This window comes from Devosia sp. 1635, assembly GCF_013185955.1.
GTDB lineage: Bacteria > Pseudomonadota > Alphaproteobacteria > Rhizobiales > Devosiaceae > Devosia.
Window position 1 is genome coordinate 969922 of the sequence record NZ_JABAOM010000002.1, and the last position, 22574, is coordinate 992495.

Genomic DNA, 22574 nt, shown 5'->3' on the forward strand with positions numbered 1-22574 from the left:
TGTCAGCCTATCTCAGACGCAACGCGGCGTCCTTGTCCCCCATCAATGCTTGAGCCCGCCAACCAGCACCGCCCGAGAGTGCAGCCCTCGTTCACGCTTTCGAGTTTCGGCCGACCGGGCTACTGCCTCTGGCCACCCCTTCGGTTGTCATTCAGGTTGGAGACCGTCCACCTTCCCGCCACGGCGAGTGATTTGGTTTACGACACATTTCGGCAGCCCTATGGCAATCACCCTGACCCAGCAAGTTGGATCGACATGGGAGGTGAATGACCAGATAAGCACGCGGCCGCCAATTGCGAATAGCGTTGGACCATTACGCGGGCGGCCTCGGCATCGGCACCACCATTACTGCCGGCAGCAAAGCTCCAGAGGCCGATCTGGAACCCCAGATAGCACAGCTCCATGGCGTCGAGCAGTTCCGGATCGGCAGGTCGGCCCGCGGCTGCTGCCACCTTCTGGGCGAGGATGGTGCGTTCGGCCGCCGTGAGTTCCAACTCGACTGCCGCCCCGGCGATATCCCAGGCAATGTCCTGACAGCCCACCAGGTCGTGGGCCGAGTCGTGATCCAGTGCATCGGTCTTCAGTAATCGCCCCTGCGGGCTGACCAGCCACTCCCACCAGTGCAGGCGATTGTCGGTATGAGCCGGTTGCACTCGCTCGGCGAGCGCCTCCGGAGCGCCCAGTGCCATGCTGACCCGCTTGGACGCATCCTCCCCCAGCACCACGCCGATATTGTATCGCGCCATCTCGTACAGCTCGCCAAGCGCTGCCCCCGCAGCGTCGGCGGGAAAGGCGCGCGCGCGAAAGCTAAGGTACTCGCCGACCTGCTCCAGCAGCCAGCCCCGTTCTGGCTGTGCTTGGCGCAGGCTGCTGCCCTCGGCCCAGCGCTGCACGAGGAAGCCGTGGCACATACCCGCGATTTCCGGGGTCCATCCCGCTTCGACCAACTGGTGCCCGCGCCGCAGCTTGTCGTCCGCCATGCGGCCCAGCCCAGCCCACTTCACCAGCCAGGTGCCCGTTGCCGAAACCGCCAGCAGCTTGCGTTTTTCCAGCCCCGTGTCGACAGGCGGCCAATTGGCCGCATCAGCTGCTCCAAGCTGCCGCCAGCCGCCTCCCGAGATATCCCGCAATGGCTCCTGGAGCGGCCCGATCAAGGTCTCGACCCAACCCGCAAGGCCGCCCATGAAACCAGTTTTGTTCAGCACGACACTGTCAAAACCGATGCTGTGGCGTTGTGCTCGGGCCCAGCGTTGGCGATGACGGGACTCGGCCTGAGGTCCGAGATCTCCTGTGTGGCTGGGGAAGAAGTGGATCTGCTCGGGCGAAATGCCGGCGACCTCGAGCCAATCGGCAACACTGCCGAAGGAACTGCCCGATAGCCCAGGGCCTTCGTCTACAATGGCGAATTGGGCTTGCGGGTCCGCGAGAATTCTGGCGGCAAGCCCGGGTGCGACGGTGATCTGCCGATGATAGGGATGTCCATGAGGGCGCAGCGTGAACATGGAATCGGCGCCCAGGCCTGCCGCAACCATGGCGGCGAGACCCGTGCCAATGCTCCGTATGCCGAGCACCACCGTTTGGGCACCCAACCCCGATCTTTCCGCTGCCAGGAGATAGCTTTCGGGAAAAAGGGCGTAGAACGCATAGCCCTCACCTTGTTTGGTGCGGATCGAAACCGAACGGCTGAGTTGGTTCAGGTGTTCGACGGGAACTTCGCCGTATTGAAGCTCGCAACCGGCCCAGGACCGTCCCACCACCCCGGCCAGCCCGATCAGCAGGGTGCTGCTTGCTTGTGCATCAGCGCTCCAGTCGTCAGCTTCATCCATCTTCCAGGCGATATCGAGCAATCCTTGCGCCAACTCGCCGGCACGGATGAAGGCACTTACCAGCGCCGCATGCCGGGCAATTCCAGGCGGCATCCCCTGCAAACCCAGCAGCTTCTGGGTAATTTCCGCCCCCAGATCCCCAGCATTTTCGAGCCGCTCGGCGTCGCCATAAACCAGCATTTCCCCAGACTCCCTTTACTCACGGCGCTCGGCAACGCACAATGCAGCTCTGTGTTAGGCGCCAGGAGGCGTTCCCGCGCAACGGGAACCAAGCCCCCGGGGCGCCGTTTTGCACCAGCATTGTAGATGCTTAGCGAGGAATATAGGGCATGGCTTCAAAGAAGATTCGCATCGGGCTCGTAGGGGTGGGCAACTGCGCATCTTCATTGGTTCAGGGACTCACCTATTATCGCGACGCCGACGGCAATGAACCCGTGCCGGGGCTCATGCATGTGGACCTGGGCGGCTATCATATCCGTGACATCGAAGTTGCGGCGGCTTTCGACGTTGCCGAGGGCAAGGTCGGGCGCGATGTCGCCGAGGCCATCAGCGCCGAGCCCAACAATACCCATCGCTTTGCCCAGGTTGCTCCCACGGGGGTAACCGTTGAGCGCGGCCCCACTCTGGATGGCATTGGCAAATACCTCGCTGACGCAGTAACCGAGTCTGATGCGCCGGTCGCCGACGTGGCCGCTATTCTGCGGGACGCGCAAGTGGACGTGCTCATCTCCTACCTACCGGTGGGCTCGGAAGAGGCGACGAAGTTCTATGCCGAGCAGGCCTTGGCTGCCGGTTGCGGCTTTATTAACTGCATTCCCGTTTTCATCGCCTCGCGCGCAGAATGGGAACAGAAGTTCGCTGACAAGGGCCTGCCAATCATTGGTGATGATATCAAGAGCCAGGTTGGCGCCACCATCGTGCATCGCATGCTCGCGAACCTGTTCCGCGAGCGCGGCGTCAAGCTGGACCGCACCTATCAACTCAATTTCGGCGGCAACACCGATTTCCTCAACATGCTGGAGCGCGAGCGGCTGGAATCCAAGAAGATTTCCAAAACCCAGGCGGTCACGAGCCAGATCGACGTTCCCCTGCCCGCCAACGACATCCATGTCGGCCCCAGCGACCATGTGCCGTGGCTGACCGATCGCAAATGGGCCTATATCCGCCTCGAGGGCACCACTTTTGGCGGCGTGCCGCTCAACGCCGAACTCAAGCTCGAGGTATGGGACTCGCCAAACTCGGCCGGCGTCGTGATCGATGCCGTGCGCTGCGCCAAGCTCGCGCTCGACCGGGGCATTGGTGGTGCTCTCGTGGGCCCCTCGAGCTATTTCATGAAGTCCCCGCCCACCCAGTTCACCGATGACGAAGCGCGCCAGCGAACCATGGCCTTTATAGCCGGCACGGAGGACGGGCTGCTCGGAGCGGCCGAGTGACGACCACTTTTTATCTGGTCCGCCACGCAGCCCATGACAATGTCGGGGGGTTTCTGGCCGGACGGACGCCAGGCATCCGGCTGGGTGAAGCAGGCCGCGCCCAAGCTGCACGGCTTGGCCAGCGCATGGCGAGCGAGCAGTTCGATGCCATTTATGCCAGCCCGCGTGAACGGACGCAGGAAACCGCGGCGGCGATAGCAGCTGAGCGCGATTTGCCGGTCCATACTGCGCCAGAACTCGATGAAGTGGACTTCGGCGCCTGGTCAGGCAAGACTTTCGACGTGCTCAATACCGACCCAACCTGGCGGCAATGGAACACGATCCGCAGCCTCAGCCGCACGGCCGGTGGAGAATCCATGCTGGACGTGCAACGCCGGGCACTCACATTGCTGGAGCGCCTTGTCGCCGAGCATGAGAACGGGCGCCTCGTGCTTGTCAGTCATGCCGATATCATCAAGACACTGGTCAGCTATGTTCTGGGTCTTCCCATTGACGCCTGGCCCCGTTTCGATATCGGCCCGGCATCCATCACGACAATTGTCGTTGGTGACTGGGGCGCCAAGCTCTGGACGCTGAACGAAGTTATCTCCTAGCCAGCGTGCCCGTATCCATCAGCATCCAAGCGCAGCAACAAGGAACAGTCATGGCTTTGTCGGCCGATGAGTTGAAACAAAAGATCGAAACCTTGGGGCCGTGGTTCCACAATATCGATCTGGGCGGCGTTTGGACTGCGCCCAACCACTTCCTGGGCGATTATCCCGGCCGCAAGTACCGCAGATTTGCTGACGCGATCCCCGCCGACCTAACGGGCAAGAGTGTGCTCGATATTGGCTGCAACGCCGGCTTCTATTCACTCGAAATGAAAAAGCGCGGCGCCGACCGCGTCCTGGCGGTCGATTTCGACGACCATTACCTCGACCAGGCGCGCTTTGTCGCCGCGACGGCGGGAGCCGATATCGAGTTCCGTAAGCTCTCGGTTTACGATGTTGGGGCGCTGGGCGAGAAGTTCGACGTCGTCATCTTCATGGGCGTGCTCTATCACCTGCGCCATCCGCTCTTGGCGCTCGATTTGATCCGCGAACATGTCGCCAAGGACCTGCTGGTGTTCCAATCCATGCAGCGCGGCTCGACCGAGATCTTGCCACTCGAGAGCGACTACCCGTTCACCGAAACCGCAATTTTCGACCAGCCGGGCTATCCCAAACTCCACCTCATTGAGCAGCGCTACAGCAACGACCCAACCAACTGGTTTGTGCCCAATGCCGCGGCCGCCGAAGCTTTGCTGCGCAGCGCGGGTTTTGAGATCATCAGCCACCCCGAGCAAGAGGTCTATATCTGCCGCACTGCGGCACAATCCCCCTATGCCAAGCCGGTCTACCCGGCCACAGGAGCCACTGCATGATTGAAGCCGCGATGATCTGGAACGAGCCCAACAACAAATCGCATTGGGACCCCGAGATCGACCCCGATTGGAGCCGTTTCGGCCAGATGGTCAATTTGGCGGCCGACGCCATCAAGGCACAGAACCCGGCGATCAAGCGTGTGCTCGGTGGCATTTCCCCCATCGATCCCGGCTTCATCAATCGCATGATGGGCTATGGCGTGCTCGACCGGCTCGACGCCGTCGCGCTGCATGGGTTCCCTCTCGACTGGAACTTGTGGCAGATCAGGGAATGGCCAGCCAAGGTCGACGAAATCCGCGCTGTGACCGACTTGCCGATCTGGATCAGCGAAGTGGGTATTTCCACCTTTGGCGCCGAGGAGGTCCAGCTTTGGGGCCTGCAGCGTACCGCCGAGCTGCTCAAGGGCAAGGTTGAGCGCATCCAGTGGTACAGCCTCTACGATCTTCCCCGCGAGTGGGAGGCCACCACTCGCCACCGCGAGGCCGAGGGCTCATCCTATTACCGGCACTTCTATATGGGGCTGCTGCGGGAAGACGGCACGCCCAAGCCAGCCTACGAGGAGTTCCGCAAGCATACGCCCGATTTGGGCGTGGTGCAGTGGTTTCATTACCACGATCACCGGCTCGACGATGCCGTGCGGCACATGAAGGATTTGGGCGTCACCTATATGCGCACCGGCCTGTCCTGGGCCGATAGCTTCCGTCCCGATGCGCTGGATTGGTTCGACCGCCAGATGAAGGCGCTCGAAGACTTCAACGTCACGGTGACCTTCTGCTTTACGCCAGAACACCGCGGTATCGCGCCCCATCACACCAGCGCTCCGCAGGTGCCCGAGGAGTTTGCCGAGTTCTGCCGCCAGATGATCGAGCGATATGCGCCCGCTGGCGCGACCATGGTCAGCGACTCAACCGCTGCACCGCTGCGTGTTTGATCCCTTGGGGGCGGCTGTTAGCCGCCCTCACCCTTGATCTTGAGCTTGTCCACGAGCTTGCCGATGCGACCCCGCCCATAGGCCACGCCGTGGTAGAGCGCCAGCGCCGCCCGACCCCAGCCCACATAAAGCCGAGGCTGCCCGGTCTGCTTGGCGAGCCAGGCCATGCGGTGGCTCCAGGCACTGATGCCAAAACGCATGATGTAGATGAGCTGGCGCCGCGGCGCGATACCATGCCGCTTTGGTGCGACCCGCTTTTTGGGCCGAATGCCCAGTTTGGGCCAGCTCAGCCGATATGCGAGCCCCTCGCGCCGCTGGCGGAACCCCGCAGCCTGCGTTTGCACCACAAACTCGTGGTCGACCGGCTGCAGATCCAGCCGCCCTTCGCCGATGGCGTTCTGCACCAGACCATGCACCAGCGGCGAGCGCACGATCACCACATTGGTGCCGCGCCCGTCTGATGAATAGGGCTCCACCCAGGCATCGCCAAAGGCGATGTCGGCGGTTTCCGCCACCACGTCGTCGCAATAATTGCAGGCCGAGTTCATGAAGAAACCCGAGCCCCAATCGCCATCCACCAGATGCCACCAGTCCTGCGTGCGGGCGCTGCCATCGCGCTGCGTCAGCTGTGCCGTGTACCAGTTGGCGGGCCGGTCAGGGTTCTTGAGCCGGTACTCGACTTTTTGCACCTCGCTCCACTCCGCGCCCATCTGCCAGGCAAAGCTTTCGATCATCCGGGCGCTTTTCATGTGGCCGCAAAACAGCCCCAGCACGAAAACGATGCGCTCCTTGAGGACAGGATCTTCCTCGCGCAGGAGATTTACCGCCTTGATGAAACAGGGGATGCCCACCACCGCATAGCGTCCGGGCACGGCGCGAATTTGTGCGATGACCCCGGCCATATCCACGGGGTAATAGCGCGACTTGGCGCCGCCCCGCAGTTGGTCAAGATCACGCGAGATGCGATAGCGGAAAAAGCCGTTGCCGGTTTCGGGCAGCTCGGGCGCGACATGGGCAACGCCGTCCACCAAGCCCTGGCGCAGCAACTCCGCCGCAACCCAGCTGACCATTCCGCCCGAACTGCCTTCGGCCCGAAAATCGGGCTCGGCTACGGCGCCAACATAAGCCGCCTCATAGCGCCCGATGCGCGGATCGCTGAGAGGCGCCTCGGCAAAACGCTCCAGCGCCAACTGATCCTCGTTGCGCGCCAGCGGCGAAAACGGACAGGTGCGCGAGAACGCCTCGGTGGCCTCGCCCATGAAACTAGCCGGACCGATGGGCTTTTTCTGCCCATAGGCATCCCAATCCATCGCCGCCGCACCGTTATTCGCCTGCGCGACGCAACTGCCGCAACCGATGCACAGCCCCGCGCGCACAATGGCGTCAGGACTGACCAGTTTGGGCTCCGCCCGCTTGGGCGCCGGATCAAGCAAGGACATGGTCGAGATAGCCGTTGGAATGGACACGCAAGGCTTCGATCCGCGCTGACACCATGGGGTCGAGAGCTTCTCCCAAGGTGGCAGCATATTGCTTGGCCGATGTCTCGGCACTGGCGAGGTGCCGTTCGGCCCCCACCGTCGCCATGAGATCCCGGACCTTGTTGGAGCGGTAATCGGACAGCGCGGCGGCAAATGGCTTGTTGTTCAGGAGCGCGAACACGCAGCCATGGAAGAAATTGGTGGCGACTGCGCTGGCCCCCGCAATGAAGCGCGCGAACTCCTCGGGACCCGCTTCGATCCAGCTCTCGTCGGCCCAGTCATTGCGATAACCGATGCTGACGAGCCGCAGCCTCTTGTCCTCCGCAAACTGGCGCACGCCGTCCCTGAACCATCCGGGTAATCCATGACCGTAGACCGCCAGATAAGGCGCGTCAGCCACAAGCGGCTCCGCCGTTGGCGGGAATTGCAGGCAAGGATCGAGCACCAGGGTTGGCTCGAACCCTAAGGCTTCGCTAACGAGGCGATGAGAATTGGCGTCACGCACCGCAATCGCATCGAACTGCCGAAGTTTGTCCGCCCAAGCCGGATCCAGGCCATCGCCGGCGGGGTAATTGCCAAAACTTGCGGCGTAAGAAGCCAGTTTTCCCGCACGTAGCCCATCGCCATAAAACAGGGGCACCGCACCATACCAGGGGTGACGCAGGTTCCAAACTTCATCGCTGCCGACAAGGATCAGGTCGAAGATTTCCATGGTCTCGGGCGCATCAAGCGCAAAGCGCTGCGACAGCGGCAATCGGTCAAAGGCGGCAAAGAACTTGCCCATCTTCTCGCGATAGCGCGGATAATCTTCGGCGGAGGTCTTGATCGGCAGGAGCGGCTGCAGTGCGCAGCGCCATTCCAGGCGATTGACCCGGGCGGATTCATGTTCAAGCAACACGGCGTCGAGGCCGCGCGCGCGAAGACCTTCCACCAGTTGCCGCGCCTGCCAGTATGAGCCGTAATTGATACACCGATGAAGGGTGAGAACGCCGATCCTTTGCGGTGCAACCATGCCTAGACAATACCCAAAACAATAAAGAACGCCGCCTTAAGAACACGAGGGGCAGTGCAAAGGCAATGGTGCCCCCTCTCAGCCCACGTCGAACTCGTCATCTACCGGGTCGGATTTTTCAACGCTAGCCTGCCCCAGTCTCAAGGTTGGACAGAACCATCACGAGGACGAAGCCAAGTCCGATCGCAATAGCGGCCGACTGCTGGAACTGATGGCTTTCCGCTTCGGGCAGCAAACTGCCGATGGTCAGATAGAACATGGCACCCGCGCCCAACCCCAGAAGGCTGCCCAGAACGGGTTCGGGTAGGCCTTTGAGCAGGAACCAGCCCACCATTGCCGAAACAAACAGCGAAACCCCGATCAGGCTGGTCCACAGCAAGGTCTTGCGGGCGGCGCCTTCCTCTCCTGAAGCGGCATCAATCGCCCCGAGGCTCAGGCCCTCGCTGATATTGTCGAGGACGATGGCCAGTCCCACGATTAACGCCACCCGCATATCCGCAGCGGCGCTGACCCCAATCGCCAAACCCTCGATCAGCTCTTCGGAACTCGTGGCTGCCCCGATGACGGTCACCTTGCGCGCCCCCTTGTTGTGACGCTTCTGCTTGGCGTCAACTGCCGGCTTCTGGTCTGCCTCGGGCCCGGCCAAGGCACCGTGGTTCACCAACAGGTCCAGCCCGTAGACCAAGGCGAAGCCCACGGCAAAACAAACCGCAACCAAGGCCAGCGGCGCCCGCTCCAAAGCGCTCGGTACCAGTTCGAAGGCAAAAGTGCCCAGCAGCACGCCCGCGGCCACGCCCACCGCCAGGCTCAGAAACAGCGATGACGGTCGGATGCGCGTGGCGATGAAACCGCCGAGTGGTGATGCGAGGCCGGCAACCAGAGCCACGCCAAGTACAGGAAGCAAGCCGTCCATGATGTTCCTAGAGGTTTAGCGCTGCCAGGCTTTCGGCCGAGGCTGCCGGGGCGATCTGCTCGAAGGTGCATTGGCGTGGCGCCTTGTCCGGACGCCAGCGATGCAGCCGCGTGCCATGCCGGAACCGGCCAGCGGTGACGTGATCGTAGAACACCTCGACCACGAGTTCCGGTTTGAGCGGCACCCACTGTGTCGAGCGCTCGGTGCTCCAGCGACTGGGGCCACCTGGGGCGTCGCCGGTAAAGCCTTCGCCGCCAGCAAGCGCCTCTACCCGCGCGGTGATTTCGGCGCGGTCTCGCGAAGCGATGCCCGAGGTGAAGCCCACATGATCGAGCAAGCCTTGCTCGTTATAGAGCCCGAGCAGCAGGGAGCCGACCTCGTGATTATTGCTCCCATAGCGAAAGCCACCAACAACGCAATCGGCGGTCCGGATGCGCTTGATCTTGAGCATCGCCCTCGTACCGCTCTGATAGGGTTCGTTACTGGGCTTGGCGATGACCCCGTCGATTGCCGCGCCGGTGTGCTCCAGCCAGCCTTCTGCAACGCTTCGATCTTGGGTACGCGGAGACAAGCGCAGTCGCGCGGCTTCCGGGGCATCTGCCAACAGGGCTTCCAGTTTGTGCCGCCGCTCTGACAAAGGAGCGTCGATCAGGCTGGCGCCATTTTCGTCAGCCAGCAGGTCAAAGGCCACGAGCAGGGCTGGGGTTTCCGCCGCAAGCTTGCGCACGCGACTTTCCGCGGGATGCAGCCGCATCTGCAGGGCATCAAAGGACAAGCTGCCATCGGTGGAAATCACCAGTTCGCCATCGAGCACGAACTGCTCGGCAGGAACCTCCGCGAGCGCAGCGAGCATTTCCGGGAAGTACCGGCCCAAAGGCTTGCCCGACTTGGCGAAGAGCGCGACCTCACCCCCCGCCTTGACCGCAATGCAGCGAAAGCCATCCCATTTCGGCTCGAACTGCCAGCCCTCACCTCGCGGCAAGTCCTCGATGAGCTTTGCCTCCATGGGCTCGATGAAGTCGGCAGGCGGGGGTGGGGATGGTGTCGCGATCTTGTGCACTTTGGGCATGGGGGATACTCCGCTTCTTCAAGCGGACTCCCTTGCCCTTGGTTCCCACAAGCGGCATGGTCCGGCCAATTGCCGCGAAAGGATTACCTATGATGAACACCAGTGCGCTCGACGCCGTCCTCGCCCAGGTTGACCAGGGCCTCGACGCCAGCCTTGAACGGCTCAAAGCCCTGCTGCGCATCCCGTCCATCTCGACCGATCCAGCCTTTGCGCAGGATTGCCGGCGCGCCGCCGATTGGCTGGTCGCGGACCTGCAAGGCCTCGGCTTTGAGGCCGCCGCCCGTCCCACGCCTGGCCACCCGATCGTTGTCGCCCATGGTCCACAAACACCCGGGCCGCATGTGTTGTTCTATGGTCACTATGACGTGCAGCCGGTCGATCCCCTCGCGCTCTGGCACACCGACCCATTTGAGCCCGTGATCAAGGAGGGCCCCGAAGGCCGCACCATCATTGTCGGGCGCGGCGCCTCGGATGACAAGGGGCAGCTGATGACCTTCCTCGAAGCCTGCCGCGCCTGGAAGGCGGCTACCGGCAGCTTGCCCGTGCGCGTCTCCGTCATGCTGGAAGGCGAGGAAGAAAGCGGCGGCAAGAACCTGCCCGGCTTCATGCGAGCCAATGCCCAAGAGCTGCGCGCCGACGTGGCGCTGGTGTGCGACACCGATATGTGGGACCGCCAGACGCCTTCCATCACCTCCATGCTGCGGGGCCTGGTGGGTGAAGAGATCACCGTCACCTGCGCCAACAAGGATTTGCATTCCGGCATGTTCGGCAATGCCGCGCGCAATCCCAACCAGGTCGTCGCCGACATCGTCGCCTCCCTGCGCGCTCCCGATGGAAGCGTGACGCTCGAGGGCTTTTACGACGACGTCCCCGAAATCACCCCCGAGCTGCGCGCGCAATGGGAAGGTCTTGGCTTCGACGAGGCCGCGTTCCTTGGCAGTGTCGGCCTGTCGATCCCGGCCGGGGAAGCGGGTCGCTCGGTGCTGGAAACGATCTGGTCGCGCCCGACCTGCGAGATCAATGGCATCTGGGGCGGCTATACCGGCGACGGCTTCAAGACGGTGATCCCCTCGCAAGCAAGCGCCAAAATCTCGTTCCGGCTCGTTGGCAACATGGATCCGGACAAGATCCGCGCGGCCTTCCGCCGGCATGTGGAAGCGCGCATTCCGGCCGATTGCACGATGACCTTCAAGGAGCATGGCGGCTCACCAGCAGTTACCGTGCCCAGCGAGGGTATCTATCTGCGTCAGGCGCTCAAGGCGCTGACGGACGAGTGGAACAAGCCGGCCGTGATCACCGGCTCGGGTGGCTCGATCCCCGTGGCCGGAGAATTCAAGTCCATTCTTGGGCGCGACACGCTGCTGATCGGCTTTGCGCATGTGGATGATGCCATCCACTCACCTAACGAAAAATATGACCTCGAGAGCTTCCACCGCGGCATTCGTGCCTGGGTGCGGGTGCTCGCCGCCTTTGCCGATTCCGCCAAGGCCTAACGTGTATTGGACAGCCGGCAGTTCAGGCCGCCGGCTGTCCGCCCAGGAACTGCACCGCCTCGGCACCGGCCACGATGGCGCGCGCCAGGGCATCAGCCGGCTCGGCCCCCCCCAAATGGGCCGCCACAAAGCCCGCGGCAAAAGCATCGCCGGCACCCGTGGAATCGACGACCGGAACCACGGGCGCGGGTAGCGCCAGACGCAAGCCATCCTTGCCGCCCAAGGCTGCGCCGTAGCGGCCGCGCTTGATCACCACATTGCTGAAGTGATCCCCCAGCAGCCGCATCTGCGACTCAAAGCCAACCACTCCGCAAAGGGTTTCCGCCTCGGTGTCGTTGGCAAATAGCCAGTCGGCGCCACTGGTCCAGCGCAGGAACTCGGCCGGCCCAACCTCATCGAGAAAGCCGATGGACGCGGGATCGATAGCTACCTCGATGCCACGCGAGCGAGCGGTGGCGAGCAGCGCCTGCACGGCATGGCGCGGTGTTGCAGCAAAAAAGCTGTAGCCCGATACCATTACCATTCCGACACCCTCAAGCAGGCTTGGGGGCAAGTCTTCAGCACACAGATGCAGGTTTGCCCCGCGGTCGGTCAGAAAGCTGCGCTCGCCGTCTGGGTCGAGCAAGGTCACCAAGACCCCTGAGGGCAGGGATTTGTCGGCACCAAGCGCCGGGATCACTCCCAGACCGCGGAAGTAGTTCTCATACATCGGCTGGTCCGCAACCCCCACGCGGGCAGCAAACAGCACTTCTGTCCCCATGGAACCCAGCCACACGGCCTGGTTGGCGCCCGAACCGCCGGGGCGGCTGCGAATAGTGGCGCGGCGGTCCGAGCCTTGCACGACAGGGCCTTCAGGCTGGACGATGACGTCCGTCATCACGTCCCCGATCACCAAGACCCGGCTCATGCGCGATGCAGCGTCGGCTTGGGCGATGCGCGCTCGGCCAGTGCCACGGCAATCTGGGCGGCAACGGCGGCGTTGTTTTTCACCAGCTCGATATTGGCCTCGAGTGACTTGCCTCCGGTAAGCTCGAACACCCGCTTCAGGAGGAACGGAGTGAGGGCCTTGCGGCTGACGCCTTCCCGCTCGGCATCGGCGATGGCTTCGGCGATGCGGGCTTCAATGGCTCCAGGGTCAAGGGCCGCAGCTTCCGGGATGGGATTGGCGATCAGCACGCCGCCGAGCCCCAGATCGGCCTGCATGGCGATGACGCGGGCCAGTTCGGCAACGTCGTCAAAGCGGTGATCCACCTTGTGCCCGCTTTGGCGGGCCCAGAAGGCAGGAAAGTTATCGGTGCGGTAGCCCAGGACCGGCACCCCATTGGTTTCGAGCACTTCGAGGGTCTTGCCAATATCAAGGATCGACTTGGCGCCGGCACAAACAACGGCAACTGGCGTGCGGCTCAGTTCCTCGAGATCTGCCGAGATATCAAAGGTTTCCCCCGCGCCCCTATGCACCCCGCCGATGCCGCCGGTGGCAAACACGGAAATGCCAGCGAGCGCGGCGATCTGCATCGTGGTGGCAACCGTGGTGCCGGCCATCACGCCCTTAACGAGGAGCGAGGAGACATCGCGTCGCGAGGCCTTGGCGGCAGTGGCGCCTTCCTGGGCGAGGCGCTCAAGGTCTTCCCCGCTCACCCCCACGCAGAACCGGCCATCCATGATGGCGATGGTAGCAGGCGTTGCGCCATGTTCGCGCACCACGGCTTCCACCTGCTGGGCCATGGCCAGGTTTTGTGGATAGGGCATGCCATGGGTGATGATGGTGGACTCCAGCGCCACCACGGGTTGGCCGGCTGCGAGGGCTTTTTTGATGCCGCTGCTGACTGAAAGATAGGCTCTGCCGTCCATGGGAAATCATTCCGCTGCCAGAATAAAGGCGCTTTTGCGCCAGTGTGCGCGGCGGCTTGTGCGCCTTGTCGACGCAGGGCGTCAAGTGGGTCTGCGTGTGGCGCCATTTTCCCTTGTCGCCCCCGGCATTTGGCTCTAGTTTGGCAGCAATTCCAGCGTTGAAAGGGCACTTCGCTGTACACGGTTTGGGTTGATCGCGCCGTCTGCGCGGACCGATTTGCTCCCGGCTTTGGGCTCACGGCAGCAGTTTGTTTCAGCGTTCCAGCGCGCTTGTTCGCCATGCCGGCAGGGGCTCTTGCCTCGCCGGCGCCACAAAGATGAACGCCCTCTGAACATTTGTTCAGGCGGCCAGTTCGCCTCCCTTTTCTATCTCTATTTCCATCTCACAGGAGCTCCATCACATGAACAAGTCGCTCGCACTTGCCCTCGGCACGCTCATGGTCGCGGCACCCGTCCTCGCCCAGGAAGAGCCCGTGCTCAATGTTTATAACTGGTCGGACTATATCGCCGAGGACACCATCGCCAATTTCGAGGCGGAAACCGGCATCAAGGTCAATTACGACGTCTACGACACCAACGAGATCGTCGATGCCAAGCTGCTGGCCGGCTCGTCGGGCTATGACATCGTGGTGCCGAGCGGCAACTTCCTGCAGCGCCAGATCCAGGCCGGCCTGGTGCGTGAGCTCGACAAGTCGCAGCTGACCAATCTGGGCAATCTTGACCCCGCAGTGATGGCGACTGCTGCCGACTTCGACCCGGACAATGCCCATGCCGTGCCCTATATGATCAACACGATCGGGCTGGGCTACAACACCGCCAAGGTGGCGGAAGCGCTGGGCGCCGATACTCCGATCGACAGCTGGGATCTCCTGTTCAAGCCCGAGAACGCGGAAAAGCTCGCGAGCTGCGGCATTGCCGTGCTCGACAGCCCTTCGGAAGTGGTGGGAATTGCCCTTCATTATCTCGGGCTCGATCCCAATTCGGAAAGCGAAGAAGACCTGGCCAAGGCCGAGGAACTGCTGACCGCAATCAAGCCTTCGATCCGCTACTTCAACTCGTCCCAGTATATCGATGACCTCGGCAATGGCGAAATCTGCCTGGCGCTGGGTTATTCGGGCGACGTATTCATTGCTGCCGATGCGGCAGAAGAAGCCGGCCAGGGCGTGGAGGTGGGCTACCTCATTCCCAAGGAAGGCGCGGGCACGCTGATCGACTTCATGGCCATTCCCGTGGATGCGCCCCATCCCGAAAACGCCCACAAGTTCATCAACTACATCCTCGAGCCCGAGGTCGTGGCCGCGATCACCGATTATGTGTTCTATGCCAACCCCAACCTGCCCGCGACCGAGTTCGTGTCCGACGAGGTCAAGAACAATCCTGGCATCTACCCGCCAGCCGAAACCGTCGCCAAGGCCTTTGCCCTGACCGCGCATAGCCCCGAGTTCGAAGAACTCTTGACCCGCACCTGGACCCGCATCAAAACCGGCCAGTAACAATTCCCACCCATCGGGGGGCGGCCGCTGTGCCGCCCCTTCTGACTTTTCGAGTGCGCCATGGCCAAGAAACCCCAGATCGCCGCCGATACCCGACCCTGGCGCGACCCGGCAGCCAAACCTTTTGTGCGCATCAAGGACGTGACCAAGCGCTTCGGCGATGTTTATGCCGTCAATGAAGTTTCGCTCGATATTTTCCAGGGAGAGCTGTTCTGCCTGCTGGGCGGATCGGGATCGGGCAAATCGACGCTGCTGCGCATGCTGGCCGGTTTCGAGCAGCCCACCAGCGGCACCATCGAGATCGATGGGCAGGACATGACCGAGGTGGCCCCCTATAACCGCCCCGTCAACATGATGTTCCAGAGCTATGCCCTGTTCCCCCATATGAGCGTGGAACAGAACATCGCCTATGGCCTCAAGCGCGACCACCTGCCCAAGAACGAGATCGCCGAGCGGGTCGAGGAACTGCTCAGCCTCGTCAAGCTGCAGGATTACGGCAAGCGCCGGCCGCACCAGCTGTCGGGCGGCCAGCGCCAGCGCGTGGCTCTCGCCCGTTCGCTGGCCAAGCGACCAAAGCTGCTGCTGCTCGACGAGCCCTTGGGCGCACTCGACAAGAAGCTGCGCGAGGAAACCCAGTTCGAGCTGGTCAAGATCCAGGAATCGCTGGGCGTCACCTTCATCGTCGTGACCCACGACCAGGAAGAAGCCATGACGCTGGCCACCCGGATCGGGGTGATGAATTATGGCGAAATCGCCATGATCGGCGAGCCGACTGATATCTATGAATTCCCCAATTCGCGCTTCGTGGCCGGCTTTATCGGCTCGGTCAACATGGCCGAAGGCGTGGTGATCGACGACGAGCCCGACCATGTGCGCATCCGCTCGGCCGAGCTCGGTTGCGACATCTATGTCAGCCATGGCGTCGACTGCGCGCCCGACCAGATCCTGTGGTGGGCCGTGCGCCCCGAAAAGATCAGCCTGTCGCGCGAAAAGCCCGAGGATGAGCACGACGCCAATGTTACCAAGGGCATGGTGGAAGAAATCGGCTATCTGGGGGACATGACCGTCTACCAGATCCTGCTCGCCAGCGGCAAGCGCCTGCGGGTGACGCAAACCAATACGGTGCGCGGCAATCCCGACGCGATCACCTGGGACGAGGAAGTGTATTGCGCCTGGGGTGGCAATGCCGGCTCGGTGCTGACGGTATGATGGCCAACCCAGCCACAGCGGCGACCGGTTCGATTGCGGCATTTGGCCAGCCGCCGAGCTTGGCGATGAGCCGGAACCCCCACCCGGTCCCTCCCCTCAAGGGGGAGGGTGTGGATCGGGGCTCCCGGTCACCAGTGACACACAAGTCCACCCCCTCTTCGGCCCTCCCCTCAAGGGGGAGGGAGGGCAAAGCAACTGCATCGTGGCCCGGAACGGTCGAGGGCGGAGTTATCCATGTCCAGTTTTGACATCGACAATCCCGCGCCGCGCCGGCGGACCTGGACCATGGTGGAGCGGGGGCTCGCCGCAGTTGGGATTTCGGGCAAGATGCTGGTGATCGCGGCACCTGCGATCTGGCTGACCGTGTTCTTCCTTGTGCCGCTGGTTGTGGTCTTCGGCATTTCGCTGTCGATCAAGCAGTTCGGCCGCCCGCCCTATTCCGACCTCATCACCTTTGATGAGGAAGGCACGGTGCAGCTGACGCTGCACCTGACCAATTACCTGCGCCTGTTCACCGACAATCTTTATGTCGCCGCGTATCTCAGCTCGATCCGCATTGCCTTTATCTCGACGATCATCACGCTCCTGATCGGCTACCCCATGGCCTATGCCATTGCCCGGGCGCCTGATCGCTGGCGCAATATCCTCTTGATGCTGGTGATCCTGCCGTTCTGGACCTCGTTCCTGCTGCGCGTTTATGCGCTGACCGGCTTCATGCGTGGCAATGGTGTGATCAACCAGTTCCTCGGGCTGTTCGGCATCGAGCCGCTGGTGATGATGCAGACCGATTTCGCCGTTTATGTCGGCATTGTCTATACCTACCTGCCCTTCATGATCCTGCCGCTCTACACCAATCTGGTGAAGCTGGACGGCGCCTTGCTGGAGGCTTCGGCCGACCTCGGCGCGCGGCCCTGGCGCACTTTCCTGTCGGTGACCATGCCGCTTTCCATGCCCGGCATCATTGCCGGCTCCATGCTGGTGTTCATTCCCGCTATTGGCGAGTTCGTGATCCCCTCGCTGCTGGGCGGACCCTCGACCCTGATGATCGGGCGCGTGTTGTGGGACGAGTTCTTTGCCAACACCAACTGGCCCCGGGCCGCGGCGGTGGCTGTTGCGATGCTGGTGGTTGTGGTGATCCCGATCATGCTGCTGCAAAAGGCGCAAGACGCCGTGGTGGAGAAGTAAGATGCGGCGAGGCTGGTTTTTGCCCATCGCAGCGGCGCTGGGTTTCGTATTTCTCTACGCGCCCATCATTTCGCTGGTGGTGTTCTCGTTCAACGAATCCCGGCTGGTGACGGTCTGGTCGGGCTTTTCCTTCAAATGGTATGGCGAGCTGTTCCGCGATCCGCAGATGCTGGGTGCCGCGTGGCTGAGCCTGCAGATCGCCGCCGTCAGCGCCACCATTGCCTTGTTCCTCGGCACGCTCTGCGCCGTTGCGCTGGTGCGGTTCCGACGCTTCAGGGGCCGCACCGTGCTCGCGGGCACGGTTTCGGCGCCGCTGGTGATGCCCGACGTGATCACGGGCCTCGCATTGCTGCTCTTGTTCGTGGCCATGGAAGGCACGCTGGGCTGGCCGGCGGGCCGGGGCATGCTCACCATCATCATCGCCCATTCCGTGTTCTGCATGGCCTATGTGACGGTGGTGGTGCAATCGCGCCTGTCCGACCTCGAGCTCAGCCTCGAGGAAGCGGCGATGGACCTGGGCGCGACGCCCGTACGGGTGTTTTTCGACATCACCCTGCCCATCATCGCCCCTGCCCTGGTTTCGGGCTGGCTGCTGGGCTTTACCCTGTCGCTCGATGATCTGGTGATCGCGAGCTTCGTGTCCGGCCCGGGCTCGTCCACCCTGCCCATGGTGATCTTTTCCAAGGTGCGACTGGGCGTGTCGCCCGATGTCAATGCGCTCGCGACCATCATCATCGGCATCGTGGCGTTGGGTGTGCTGGGCGCAACGCTGTTCCAGCTACGCTCACGCCCACATGCGTCAAGCCGTTAAGTTCTCGTTCAGCAAGCCGTGATTGGACAAACCGACCCGGGCACCCCATCTTTCTCATATGTTCAACAAATGTGAAGGAGGTGATCCAATGTCTATTGAGATTACGGCGCTCAACGAGAGCCTTGGATTTGGTGGTCTGGCAGGCGAGGTACGCCTCGGCTAACAACACCTCCTCCGGCTTTGAGGCCGTTAAACTCAGAAAGGGCTGCCGCAAGGCGGCCCTTTTTTGTTGCCCGCTAGACCGGAAGATCTTCCAGCTGCAATGAATCGGCAAGGCTGGTCCGATCGAGCACTGCCCGGGTAGCAAGGGTGACCCGCTCGAACACGTGGCGGATTTCGCATGACGCCTCATCGCGACAATCCTCGCAACGCCGGTACGCCGTCAGCGACAGGCAGGGCAAGGGCGCGAGCGGCCCGTCGATGAGGCGCAGCACTTCGCCAAACATCACCTCTTCGGGGGAACGCGCCAGCACATAGCCGCCAAGCCGGCCGCGACGGCTGGTGACGAGCCCGGCCCGCTTGAGCTCAAGCAGGATCTGCTCGAGGAATTTCTTGGGAATGCCCTGTTCACGCGAAATCTCGCCAATCATGCGCGATTCACCGCGCGCCGCCCGGCTGAGGGCAAGCAGGGCGCGCAGCGCATATTTGGCCTTTTGCGAGATCATCGGGCTTGGCGCTTAGCCTCTCGGCTCGGGAGTCACAGGCGGCGCCACCGATGGACGGTCGGCTTCCCCGTCCTCGGGTTCCGGCGGCAGTTCGTCCAGTGACGGCAGGCTATCGCGGGGCTCGGGGGTAACCTCGGGTGGCTCGCTGGGCGCGGCCGGCTCAGCGGGCAGCGCCGGCTCAGCGGGCAGCGCCGGCTCAGCAGCCATCGCGGGCCCACCGGCAGGCAACAGCGGCTCGGGAGCCTGGGGGGTGGACAGCACCGGACCGTGCTCGTGGGTCTCGGCCGCAGCGTCGTCGACGGGCGGCACCAGCAGATCAACCGGCTCGGCGAGCGAAGCCGGCTCACCAACCTCCACCAGAGGCTCTTCGCGAACTACAGCCGCCTCGGCCGCGGACGGGTTCGCGGCGGGCGGCATAGCGGGCGCAGTTGCGGACCCGCCACCATCAACCAGCACCGGCGGCACCTGAGCCGTCTCCTGCGTCTCGGGAGTGGCACTCGGGGCGCCAACAGGATGGGCGGCAAGCGGCTCGACAGGACCGAGTGCCTCGGCGAAAGCATCGGGCGCGTCGACATCGGTGAGACTGTCGTTGAGCAACTCCGGCTCGGTTTCCATGAAATCGGGTTCGAGGGTTTCCCCGGCAAGGGTCGTGGCCAGCGGCTCGATTTCCGTGGCTTCGGCGGCGGGGTCCGATTGGAGGCTCGCAGCCTCGAAATCGCCCAGCACCGGCTCGGCCCCCGCTGCGAGCGGGGCGCCCGCGACCTTGTGCAGGATGTTTTCGGTGGGGGCGAGCCGCGCTTCGGCCGCGCGCGCCTGGGCCGCGTATTCCTGGGCAACGAGCCCATCATCGGCGCGCGCACCACTGAGCCAGGCGAGCATGCCGGCGGCAATTTCGCGCTCGCCCATGATCACCGTATCGGCGCCGTGGCGCGTGAGGTGCTCGACCTCCTCGTCCGAATGGGCGCGGGCGATGATGCGGATGGCGGGATTGAGCTTGCGGCCCTGCTCCACCACCGTGCCGGCCTCGAAGCCATTGGGAATGGCGATCATCAGCGCTTCGGCGGCACCCAGATTGGCAAGCTTGAGCACATCAAGGCTCGCAGCATTGCCCACCACGACCGCTATGTCCTTGGCGCGGGCAGCGGCCACGGCATGGTCGGTGTCTTCGATCAGCACCAGCTTGCCGGTAGGCTGCAGGGCGTCGGCGGCGACGCGCCCGACCCGGCCATAGCCCACCAGCACCGTGTGGCCGGTCAGGGTAACGGGCTCGGGAGCGTCATCGAGGTCCTGGGTGTCGCTTTCAACGCCAACCGCATTGGGCCGGTCGGTGGTCAGCGGACCATCGGAAACGACTGGCCCCTCGCCCGGCTCGATGCGGATGTCGTCGTCGCGTGCCGAGCGGCGGCCGAACTGGGCTTCGAAGGTTGGCTTGAGCACGTCAGCGCCCCAGAACACCAGCGGGTTGAGCACGATGGAGATCAGTGCGCCCGCCAGGATCAGGTCCTGCCCTTCGGGCGGAAGGATCGCCAGCGACACGCCGAGCGAAGCAAGGATGAACGAGAACTCGCCGATCTGCGCCAGCGACGCCGAGATGGTCAGCGCGGTGCCAACCGGGCGGCGGAACAACAGCACGATGCCAAAGGCGGCGGCGGATTTGCCGATCAGGATGATGAACACGGTGGCCAGCACCGGCAGGGGATCGGTGATGATGATGGAAGGGTCGAACAGCATGCCGACCGACACAAAGAACAGGACGGCAAAGGCGTCGCGTAGCGGCAGGGTTTCCTGGGCGGCGCGGTGGCTGAGCTCGCTTTCCGACAGGATCATGCCGGCAAAAAATGCACCCAGCGCCAGCGACACACCGAACAGCACGGCTGAACCTAGCGCCACGCCCAGTGCAATGGCGAGCACGGCCAGCCGGAACAGTTCGCGCGAGCCGGTATGGGCAGTGGCGTGGAGGGCCCAGGGGATGAGCCTCCGGCCAACGATCAGCATGAAGCCCACAAAGGCCGCGACCTTGACGAGGGTCAGGAACAGCACGCCCCAGATCCCCACTTCGGTGCGCAGCACGCGCTCGACAAACGACACGAAGGGATCGTGGATGCCGCTATCGGTGCCATAAAGGCTGGCAATGGCGGGGATCAGCACCAGCGCCAGCACCATGGCCAGATCCTCGACGATCAGCCAGCCAACGGCGATGCGGCCCCGCTCGGTTTCAATCAAACGGCGGTCCTGCAGGGCCTTGAGCAGCACGACGGTGGAGGCCACCGAAAGCGCGAGGCCAAACAGCAGGCCCGCGCCGATGCCCCAGCCCAGAACGATCCCCAAACCCAGTCCCAACAGTGTGGCAAAGCCGATTTGCACCAGCGCGCCGGGAATGGCGAGCGCGCGTACGCTCATCAGGTCCTTGAGCGAGAAATGCAGCCCCACCCCGAACATGAGGAGGATCACGCCCAGCTCGGCCAGTTCTGCCCCCAGCGCCTGGTCGGCGACAAAGCCGGGCGTATTGGGGCCCACCAGAATACCGGCAAACAGATAACCCACCAGCGGCGGGAGCCGGAAGCGATTGGCAATCATCCCGAAGATAAAGGCCAGCACCAGACCCGCGACGATCGTCGAGATCAGGGGGGTATCATGGTGCATGAAAGAACTCCGGGCTAACAACAAGGACAAGTGCAGGAATGACCCTGCTGCAAATTGGGGCATCACTGCGTGATCCGCAAGCGCCCGCTATCGGGAAAAGTGCAGCAATTAAATCGGTTTGGTCAGTTTTGCTGCAGCCCTCTCTTTGTTGATCAAGTTTGTCAGCGTGATGGCGAGCTTGACTAAAGCGCAGGGGGCTCGCAAGGGTTGCGGCGGTGGCGAGGTTCAAGCGCCAGCGAACCGCGCGATCCCACCGATTGCCGCCGGGTTTCGCACCCTGGGCAGACACGGAGTGGCGATGCGGTTATCCATTGGCTGTGAGATCGATTACGAGGTTTTCGACAACGCCACCTTGATCTTCAATGTCGAGGCGATGCATGGCGGGCGCCAGCGAATATTGAACGAGCGCATTGTGGTCACCCCGCCATTCGTGACCGAGCAGTTTACCGCCAACGACACTGGCAACCGGTTCCGGCGCCTGACGGCATCGGGTGGAGCGCTCAAGCTCCGCTATGACGCCCAGATCGTGCTTGATCCAGTGCTGGCGAACCCGGCCGATATCGGCGAAGTTCCGGTGGCGCAGCTGCCGCCCGAAACCCTCGGGTTTCTCAATCCCTCGCGATATTGTCCATCGGACCTCCTGGCCCGCTTTGCGTCGCGCCAGTTCGGCGATGTGGAGCCTGGCTTTGTCCGGGTGACCGAGATCTGCAACTGGATCCATGAGGAGGTCGATTACCTCGCCGGCTCCAGCGACACCTCAACAACGGCGGCCGACACCTTTGCCACGCGCGCTGGCGTGTGCCGCGACTTTGCGCATCTGGGCGTGACCTTTTGCCGGGCGCTCGGCATCCCCGCCCGCTTTGTGTCCTGTTATGCCTGGCAGCTGCAGCCGCAGGATTTCCATGCGGTGTTTGAGGCCTATCTCGGTGACCGCTGGTACTTGTTCGACCCCACGCGCATGGCGGCGCTTGACGGGCTGGTGCGGATCGGCTCGGGACGCGACGCAGCCGACACGGCCTTTGCTACGCTTTTTGGCAATGTGCAGTCGCGCGGAGTGCGCGTTTGGGCCGATGCGCTCGATGCGGATACGGATGAACCCTGGACAGTGGATGCGGTCAGCGTCGCCGAACTCAGCTGAACCAGACGGCGCCCAGGGCCG

18 protein-coding genes and 1 pseudogene are annotated in these 22574 nt (G+C 63.1%); 10 read left to right on the plus strand and 9 right to left on the minus strand.

The features are described 5' to 3' along the window. Nucleotides 1-227 precede the first annotated feature (227 nt). Nucleotides 228-2006, minus strand: coding sequence for a hypothetical protein (locus tag HRU92_RS11435; protein ID WP_210259507.1), 1779 nt, complete (start codon nucleotides 2004-2006; stop codon nucleotides 228-230). A gap of 149 nt (nucleotides 2007-2155) precedes the next feature. Here HRU92_RS11435 and HRU92_RS11440 point away from each other — a divergent pair, with 149 nt between their 5' ends. Genes HRU92_RS11440 through HRU92_RS11455 form a run of 4 tightly spaced genes read left to right on the plus strand, consistent with a single transcriptional unit; the run spans nucleotide 2156 to nucleotide 5593 of the window. Then, the gene (locus HRU92_RS11440) at nucleotides 2156-3259 is read left to right on the plus strand and encodes an inositol-3-phosphate synthase (protein WP_172124442.1); all 1104 of its coding nucleotides are present in this window, start codon (nucleotides 2156-2158) and stop codon (nucleotides 3257-3259) included. Then, complete coding sequence (locus HRU92_RS11445) at nucleotides 3256-3852, plus strand: histidine phosphatase family protein (RefSeq protein WP_127754163.1); 597 nt, start codon at nucleotides 3256-3258, stop codon at nucleotides 3850-3852. Before HRU92_RS11440 ends, HRU92_RS11445 begins: the two co-directional genes overlap by 4 nt. 23 nt (nucleotides 3853-3875) lie before the next feature. After that, complete coding sequence (locus tag HRU92_RS11450; protein ID WP_349236743.1) at nucleotides 3876-4661, plus strand: TIGR04290 family methyltransferase; 786 nt, start codon at nucleotides 3876-3878, stop codon at nucleotides 4659-4661. Further along, nucleotides 4658-5593, plus strand: coding sequence for a beta-xylosidase (locus HRU92_RS11455; RefSeq protein WP_172124446.1), 936 nt, complete (start codon nucleotides 4658-4660; stop codon nucleotides 5591-5593). Before HRU92_RS11450 ends, HRU92_RS11455 begins: the two co-directional genes overlap by 4 nt. Nucleotides 5594-5610: 17 nt before the next feature. On the opposite strand, the gene HRU92_RS11460 is transcribed toward HRU92_RS11455, so the two are convergent. The 4 genes from HRU92_RS11460 to HRU92_RS11475 form a co-directional block, all read right to left on the minus strand. After that, nucleotides 5611-7032, minus strand: a complete 1422-nt coding sequence (locus HRU92_RS11460; protein ID WP_172125128.1) for a Coenzyme F420 hydrogenase/dehydrogenase, beta subunit C-terminal domain — start codon at nucleotides 7030-7032, stop codon at nucleotides 5611-5613. Next, nucleotides 7019-8083 (minus strand): polysaccharide pyruvyl transferase family protein, encoded by a 1065-nt coding sequence (locus HRU92_RS11465; RefSeq protein WP_172124448.1) that lies wholly within the window; start codon nucleotides 8081-8083, stop codon nucleotides 7019-7021. The genes HRU92_RS11460 and HRU92_RS11465 overlap by 14 nt, the downstream gene beginning before the upstream one ends. 124 nt (nucleotides 8084-8207) lie before the next feature. Next, nucleotides 8208-8999 (minus strand): ZIP family metal transporter, encoded by a 792-nt coding sequence (locus HRU92_RS11470; RefSeq protein ID WP_173088244.1) that lies wholly within the window; start codon nucleotides 8997-8999, stop codon nucleotides 8208-8210. 4 nt (nucleotides 9000-9003) lie between these two features. Then, nucleotides 9004-10065, minus strand: a complete 1062-nt coding sequence (locus HRU92_RS11475) for an ATP-dependent DNA ligase (RefSeq protein ID WP_172124450.1) — start codon at nucleotides 10063-10065, stop codon at nucleotides 9004-9006. Nucleotides 10066-10154: 89 nt separating this feature from the next. Here HRU92_RS11475 and HRU92_RS11480 point away from each other — a divergent pair, with 89 nt between their 5' ends. Beyond that, on the plus strand, nucleotides 10155-11558 hold the full coding sequence (locus HRU92_RS11480) for a M20/M25/M40 family metallo-hydrolase (protein WP_173088179.1): 1404 nt from the start codon (nucleotides 10155-10157) through the stop codon (nucleotides 11556-11558). A 22-nt stretch (nucleotides 11559-11580) separates the two neighbouring features. Here the strand turns inward: HRU92_RS11480 and HRU92_RS11485 are convergent, their stop codons facing one another. Together HRU92_RS11485 and HRU92_RS11490 are read right to left on the minus strand one after the other, a co-directional pair. Next, entirely contained in the window at nucleotides 11581-12465 is an 885-nt protein-coding gene (locus HRU92_RS11485) for a PfkB family carbohydrate kinase (RefSeq protein WP_172124454.1), read from the minus strand. Beyond that, nucleotides 12462-13409 carry a pseudouridine-5'-phosphate glycosidase gene (locus tag HRU92_RS11490; RefSeq protein ID WP_172124456.1) on the minus strand — a complete coding sequence of 316 codons (948 nt, stop codon included), beginning with the start codon at nucleotides 13407-13409 and terminating at the stop codon, nucleotides 12462-12464. The genes HRU92_RS11485 and HRU92_RS11490 overlap by 4 nt, the downstream gene beginning before the upstream one ends. 401 nt (nucleotides 13410-13810) lie before the next feature. Between HRU92_RS11490 and HRU92_RS11495 the strand changes: the two genes are divergently transcribed. The 4 genes from HRU92_RS11495 (at nucleotide 13811) to HRU92_RS11510 (ending at nucleotide 18107) form a co-directional block, all read left to right on the plus strand. After that, a complete protein-coding gene (locus HRU92_RS11495) occupies nucleotides 13811-14902 on the plus strand; it encodes a polyamine ABC transporter substrate-binding protein (protein WP_127754172.1) in 1092 nt (363 codons plus the stop codon). Between the two features lie 60 nt (nucleotides 14903-14962). Next, complete coding sequence (potA, locus tag HRU92_RS11500) at nucleotides 14963-16111, plus strand: polyamine ABC transporter ATP-binding protein (protein ID WP_172124458.1); 1149 nt, start codon at nucleotides 14963-14965, stop codon at nucleotides 16109-16111. 234 nt (nucleotides 16112-16345) lie between these two features. After that, on the plus strand, nucleotides 16346-17296 hold the full coding sequence (locus HRU92_RS11505; RefSeq protein WP_127754174.1) for an ABC transporter permease subunit: 951 nt from the start codon (nucleotides 16346-16348) through the stop codon (nucleotides 17294-17296). 1 nt (nucleotide 17297) lies between these two features. Continuing rightward, complete coding sequence (locus HRU92_RS11510) at nucleotides 17298-18107, plus strand: ABC transporter permease subunit (protein ID WP_173088181.1); 810 nt, start codon at nucleotides 17298-17300, stop codon at nucleotides 18105-18107. 236 nt (nucleotides 18108-18343) lie between these two features. Here the strand turns inward: HRU92_RS11510 and HRU92_RS11515 are convergent, their stop codons facing one another. Then, entirely contained in the window at nucleotides 18344-18772 is a 429-nt protein-coding gene (locus tag HRU92_RS11515; RefSeq protein WP_127754176.1) for an Rrf2 family transcriptional regulator, read from the minus strand. An 861-nt stretch (nucleotides 18773-19633) separates the two neighbouring features. Beyond that, a pseudogene (locus HRU92_RS11520) lies at nucleotides 19634-21415 on the minus strand (cation:proton antiporter); the annotation flags it as partial. A 298-nt stretch (nucleotides 21416-21713) separates the two neighbouring features. Here HRU92_RS11520 and HRU92_RS11525 point away from each other — a divergent pair. Further along, a complete protein-coding gene (locus tag HRU92_RS11525; protein WP_127754177.1) occupies nucleotides 21714-22553 on the plus strand; it encodes a transglutaminase family protein in 840 nt (279 codons plus the stop codon). Nucleotides 22554-22574: the final 21 nt, after the last annotated feature.

Excerpts from the sequence above, each read along its gene's own strand:
- HRU92_RS11475 (WP_172124450.1), bottom strand. The coding sequence starts at position 10,065 with ATGCCCAAAGTGCACAAGATCGCGACACCATCCCCACCCCCGCCTGCC.
- HRU92_RS11460 (WP_172125128.1), bottom strand. The coding sequence starts at position 7,032 with ATGTCCTTGCTTGATCCGGCGCCCAAGCGGGCGGAGCCCAAACTGGTC.
- HRU92_RS11480 (WP_173088179.1), top strand. The coding sequence starts at position 10,155 with ATGATGAACACCAGTGCGCTCGACGCCGTCCTCGCCCAGGTTGACCAG.
- potA (WP_172124458.1), top strand. The coding sequence starts at position 14,963 with ATGGCCAAGAAACCCCAGATCGCCGCCGATACCCGACCCTGGCGCGAC.
- HRU92_RS11435 (WP_210259507.1), bottom strand. The coding sequence starts at position 2,006 with ATGCTGGTTTATGGCGACGCCGAGCGGCTCGAAAATGCTGGGGATCTG.
- HRU92_RS11455 (WP_172124446.1), top strand. The coding sequence starts at position 4,658 with ATGATTGAAGCCGCGATGATCTGGAACGAGCCCAACAACAAATCGCAT.
- HRU92_RS11485 (WP_172124454.1), bottom strand. The coding sequence starts at position 12,465 with ATGAGCCGGGTCTTGGTGATCGGGGACGTGATGACGGACGTCATCGTC.
- HRU92_RS11465 (WP_172124448.1), bottom strand. The coding sequence starts at position 8,083 with ATGGTTGCACCGCAAAGGATCGGCGTTCTCACCCTTCATCGGTGTATC.
- HRU92_RS11515 (WP_127754176.1), bottom strand. The coding sequence starts at position 18,772 with ATGATCTCGCAAAAGGCCAAATATGCGCTGCGCGCCCTGCTTGCCCTC.
- HRU92_RS11490 (WP_172124456.1), bottom strand. The coding sequence starts at position 13,409 with ATGGACGGCAGAGCCTATCTTTCAGTCAGCAGCGGCATCAAAAAAGCC.
- HRU92_RS11505 (WP_127754174.1), top strand. The coding sequence starts at position 16,346 with ATGTCCAGTTTTGACATCGACAATCCCGCGCCGCGCCGGCGGACCTGG.
- HRU92_RS11525 (WP_127754177.1), top strand. The coding sequence starts at position 21,714 with ATGCGGTTATCCATTGGCTGTGAGATCGATTACGAGGTTTTCGACAAC.
- HRU92_RS11510 (WP_173088181.1), top strand. The coding sequence starts at position 17,298 with ATGCGGCGAGGCTGGTTTTTGCCCATCGCAGCGGCGCTGGGTTTCGTA.
- HRU92_RS11440 (WP_172124442.1), top strand. The coding sequence starts at position 2,156 with ATGGCTTCAAAGAAGATTCGCATCGGGCTCGTAGGGGTGGGCAACTGC.
- HRU92_RS11495 (WP_127754172.1), top strand. The coding sequence starts at position 13,811 with ATGAACAAGTCGCTCGCACTTGCCCTCGGCACGCTCATGGTCGCGGCA.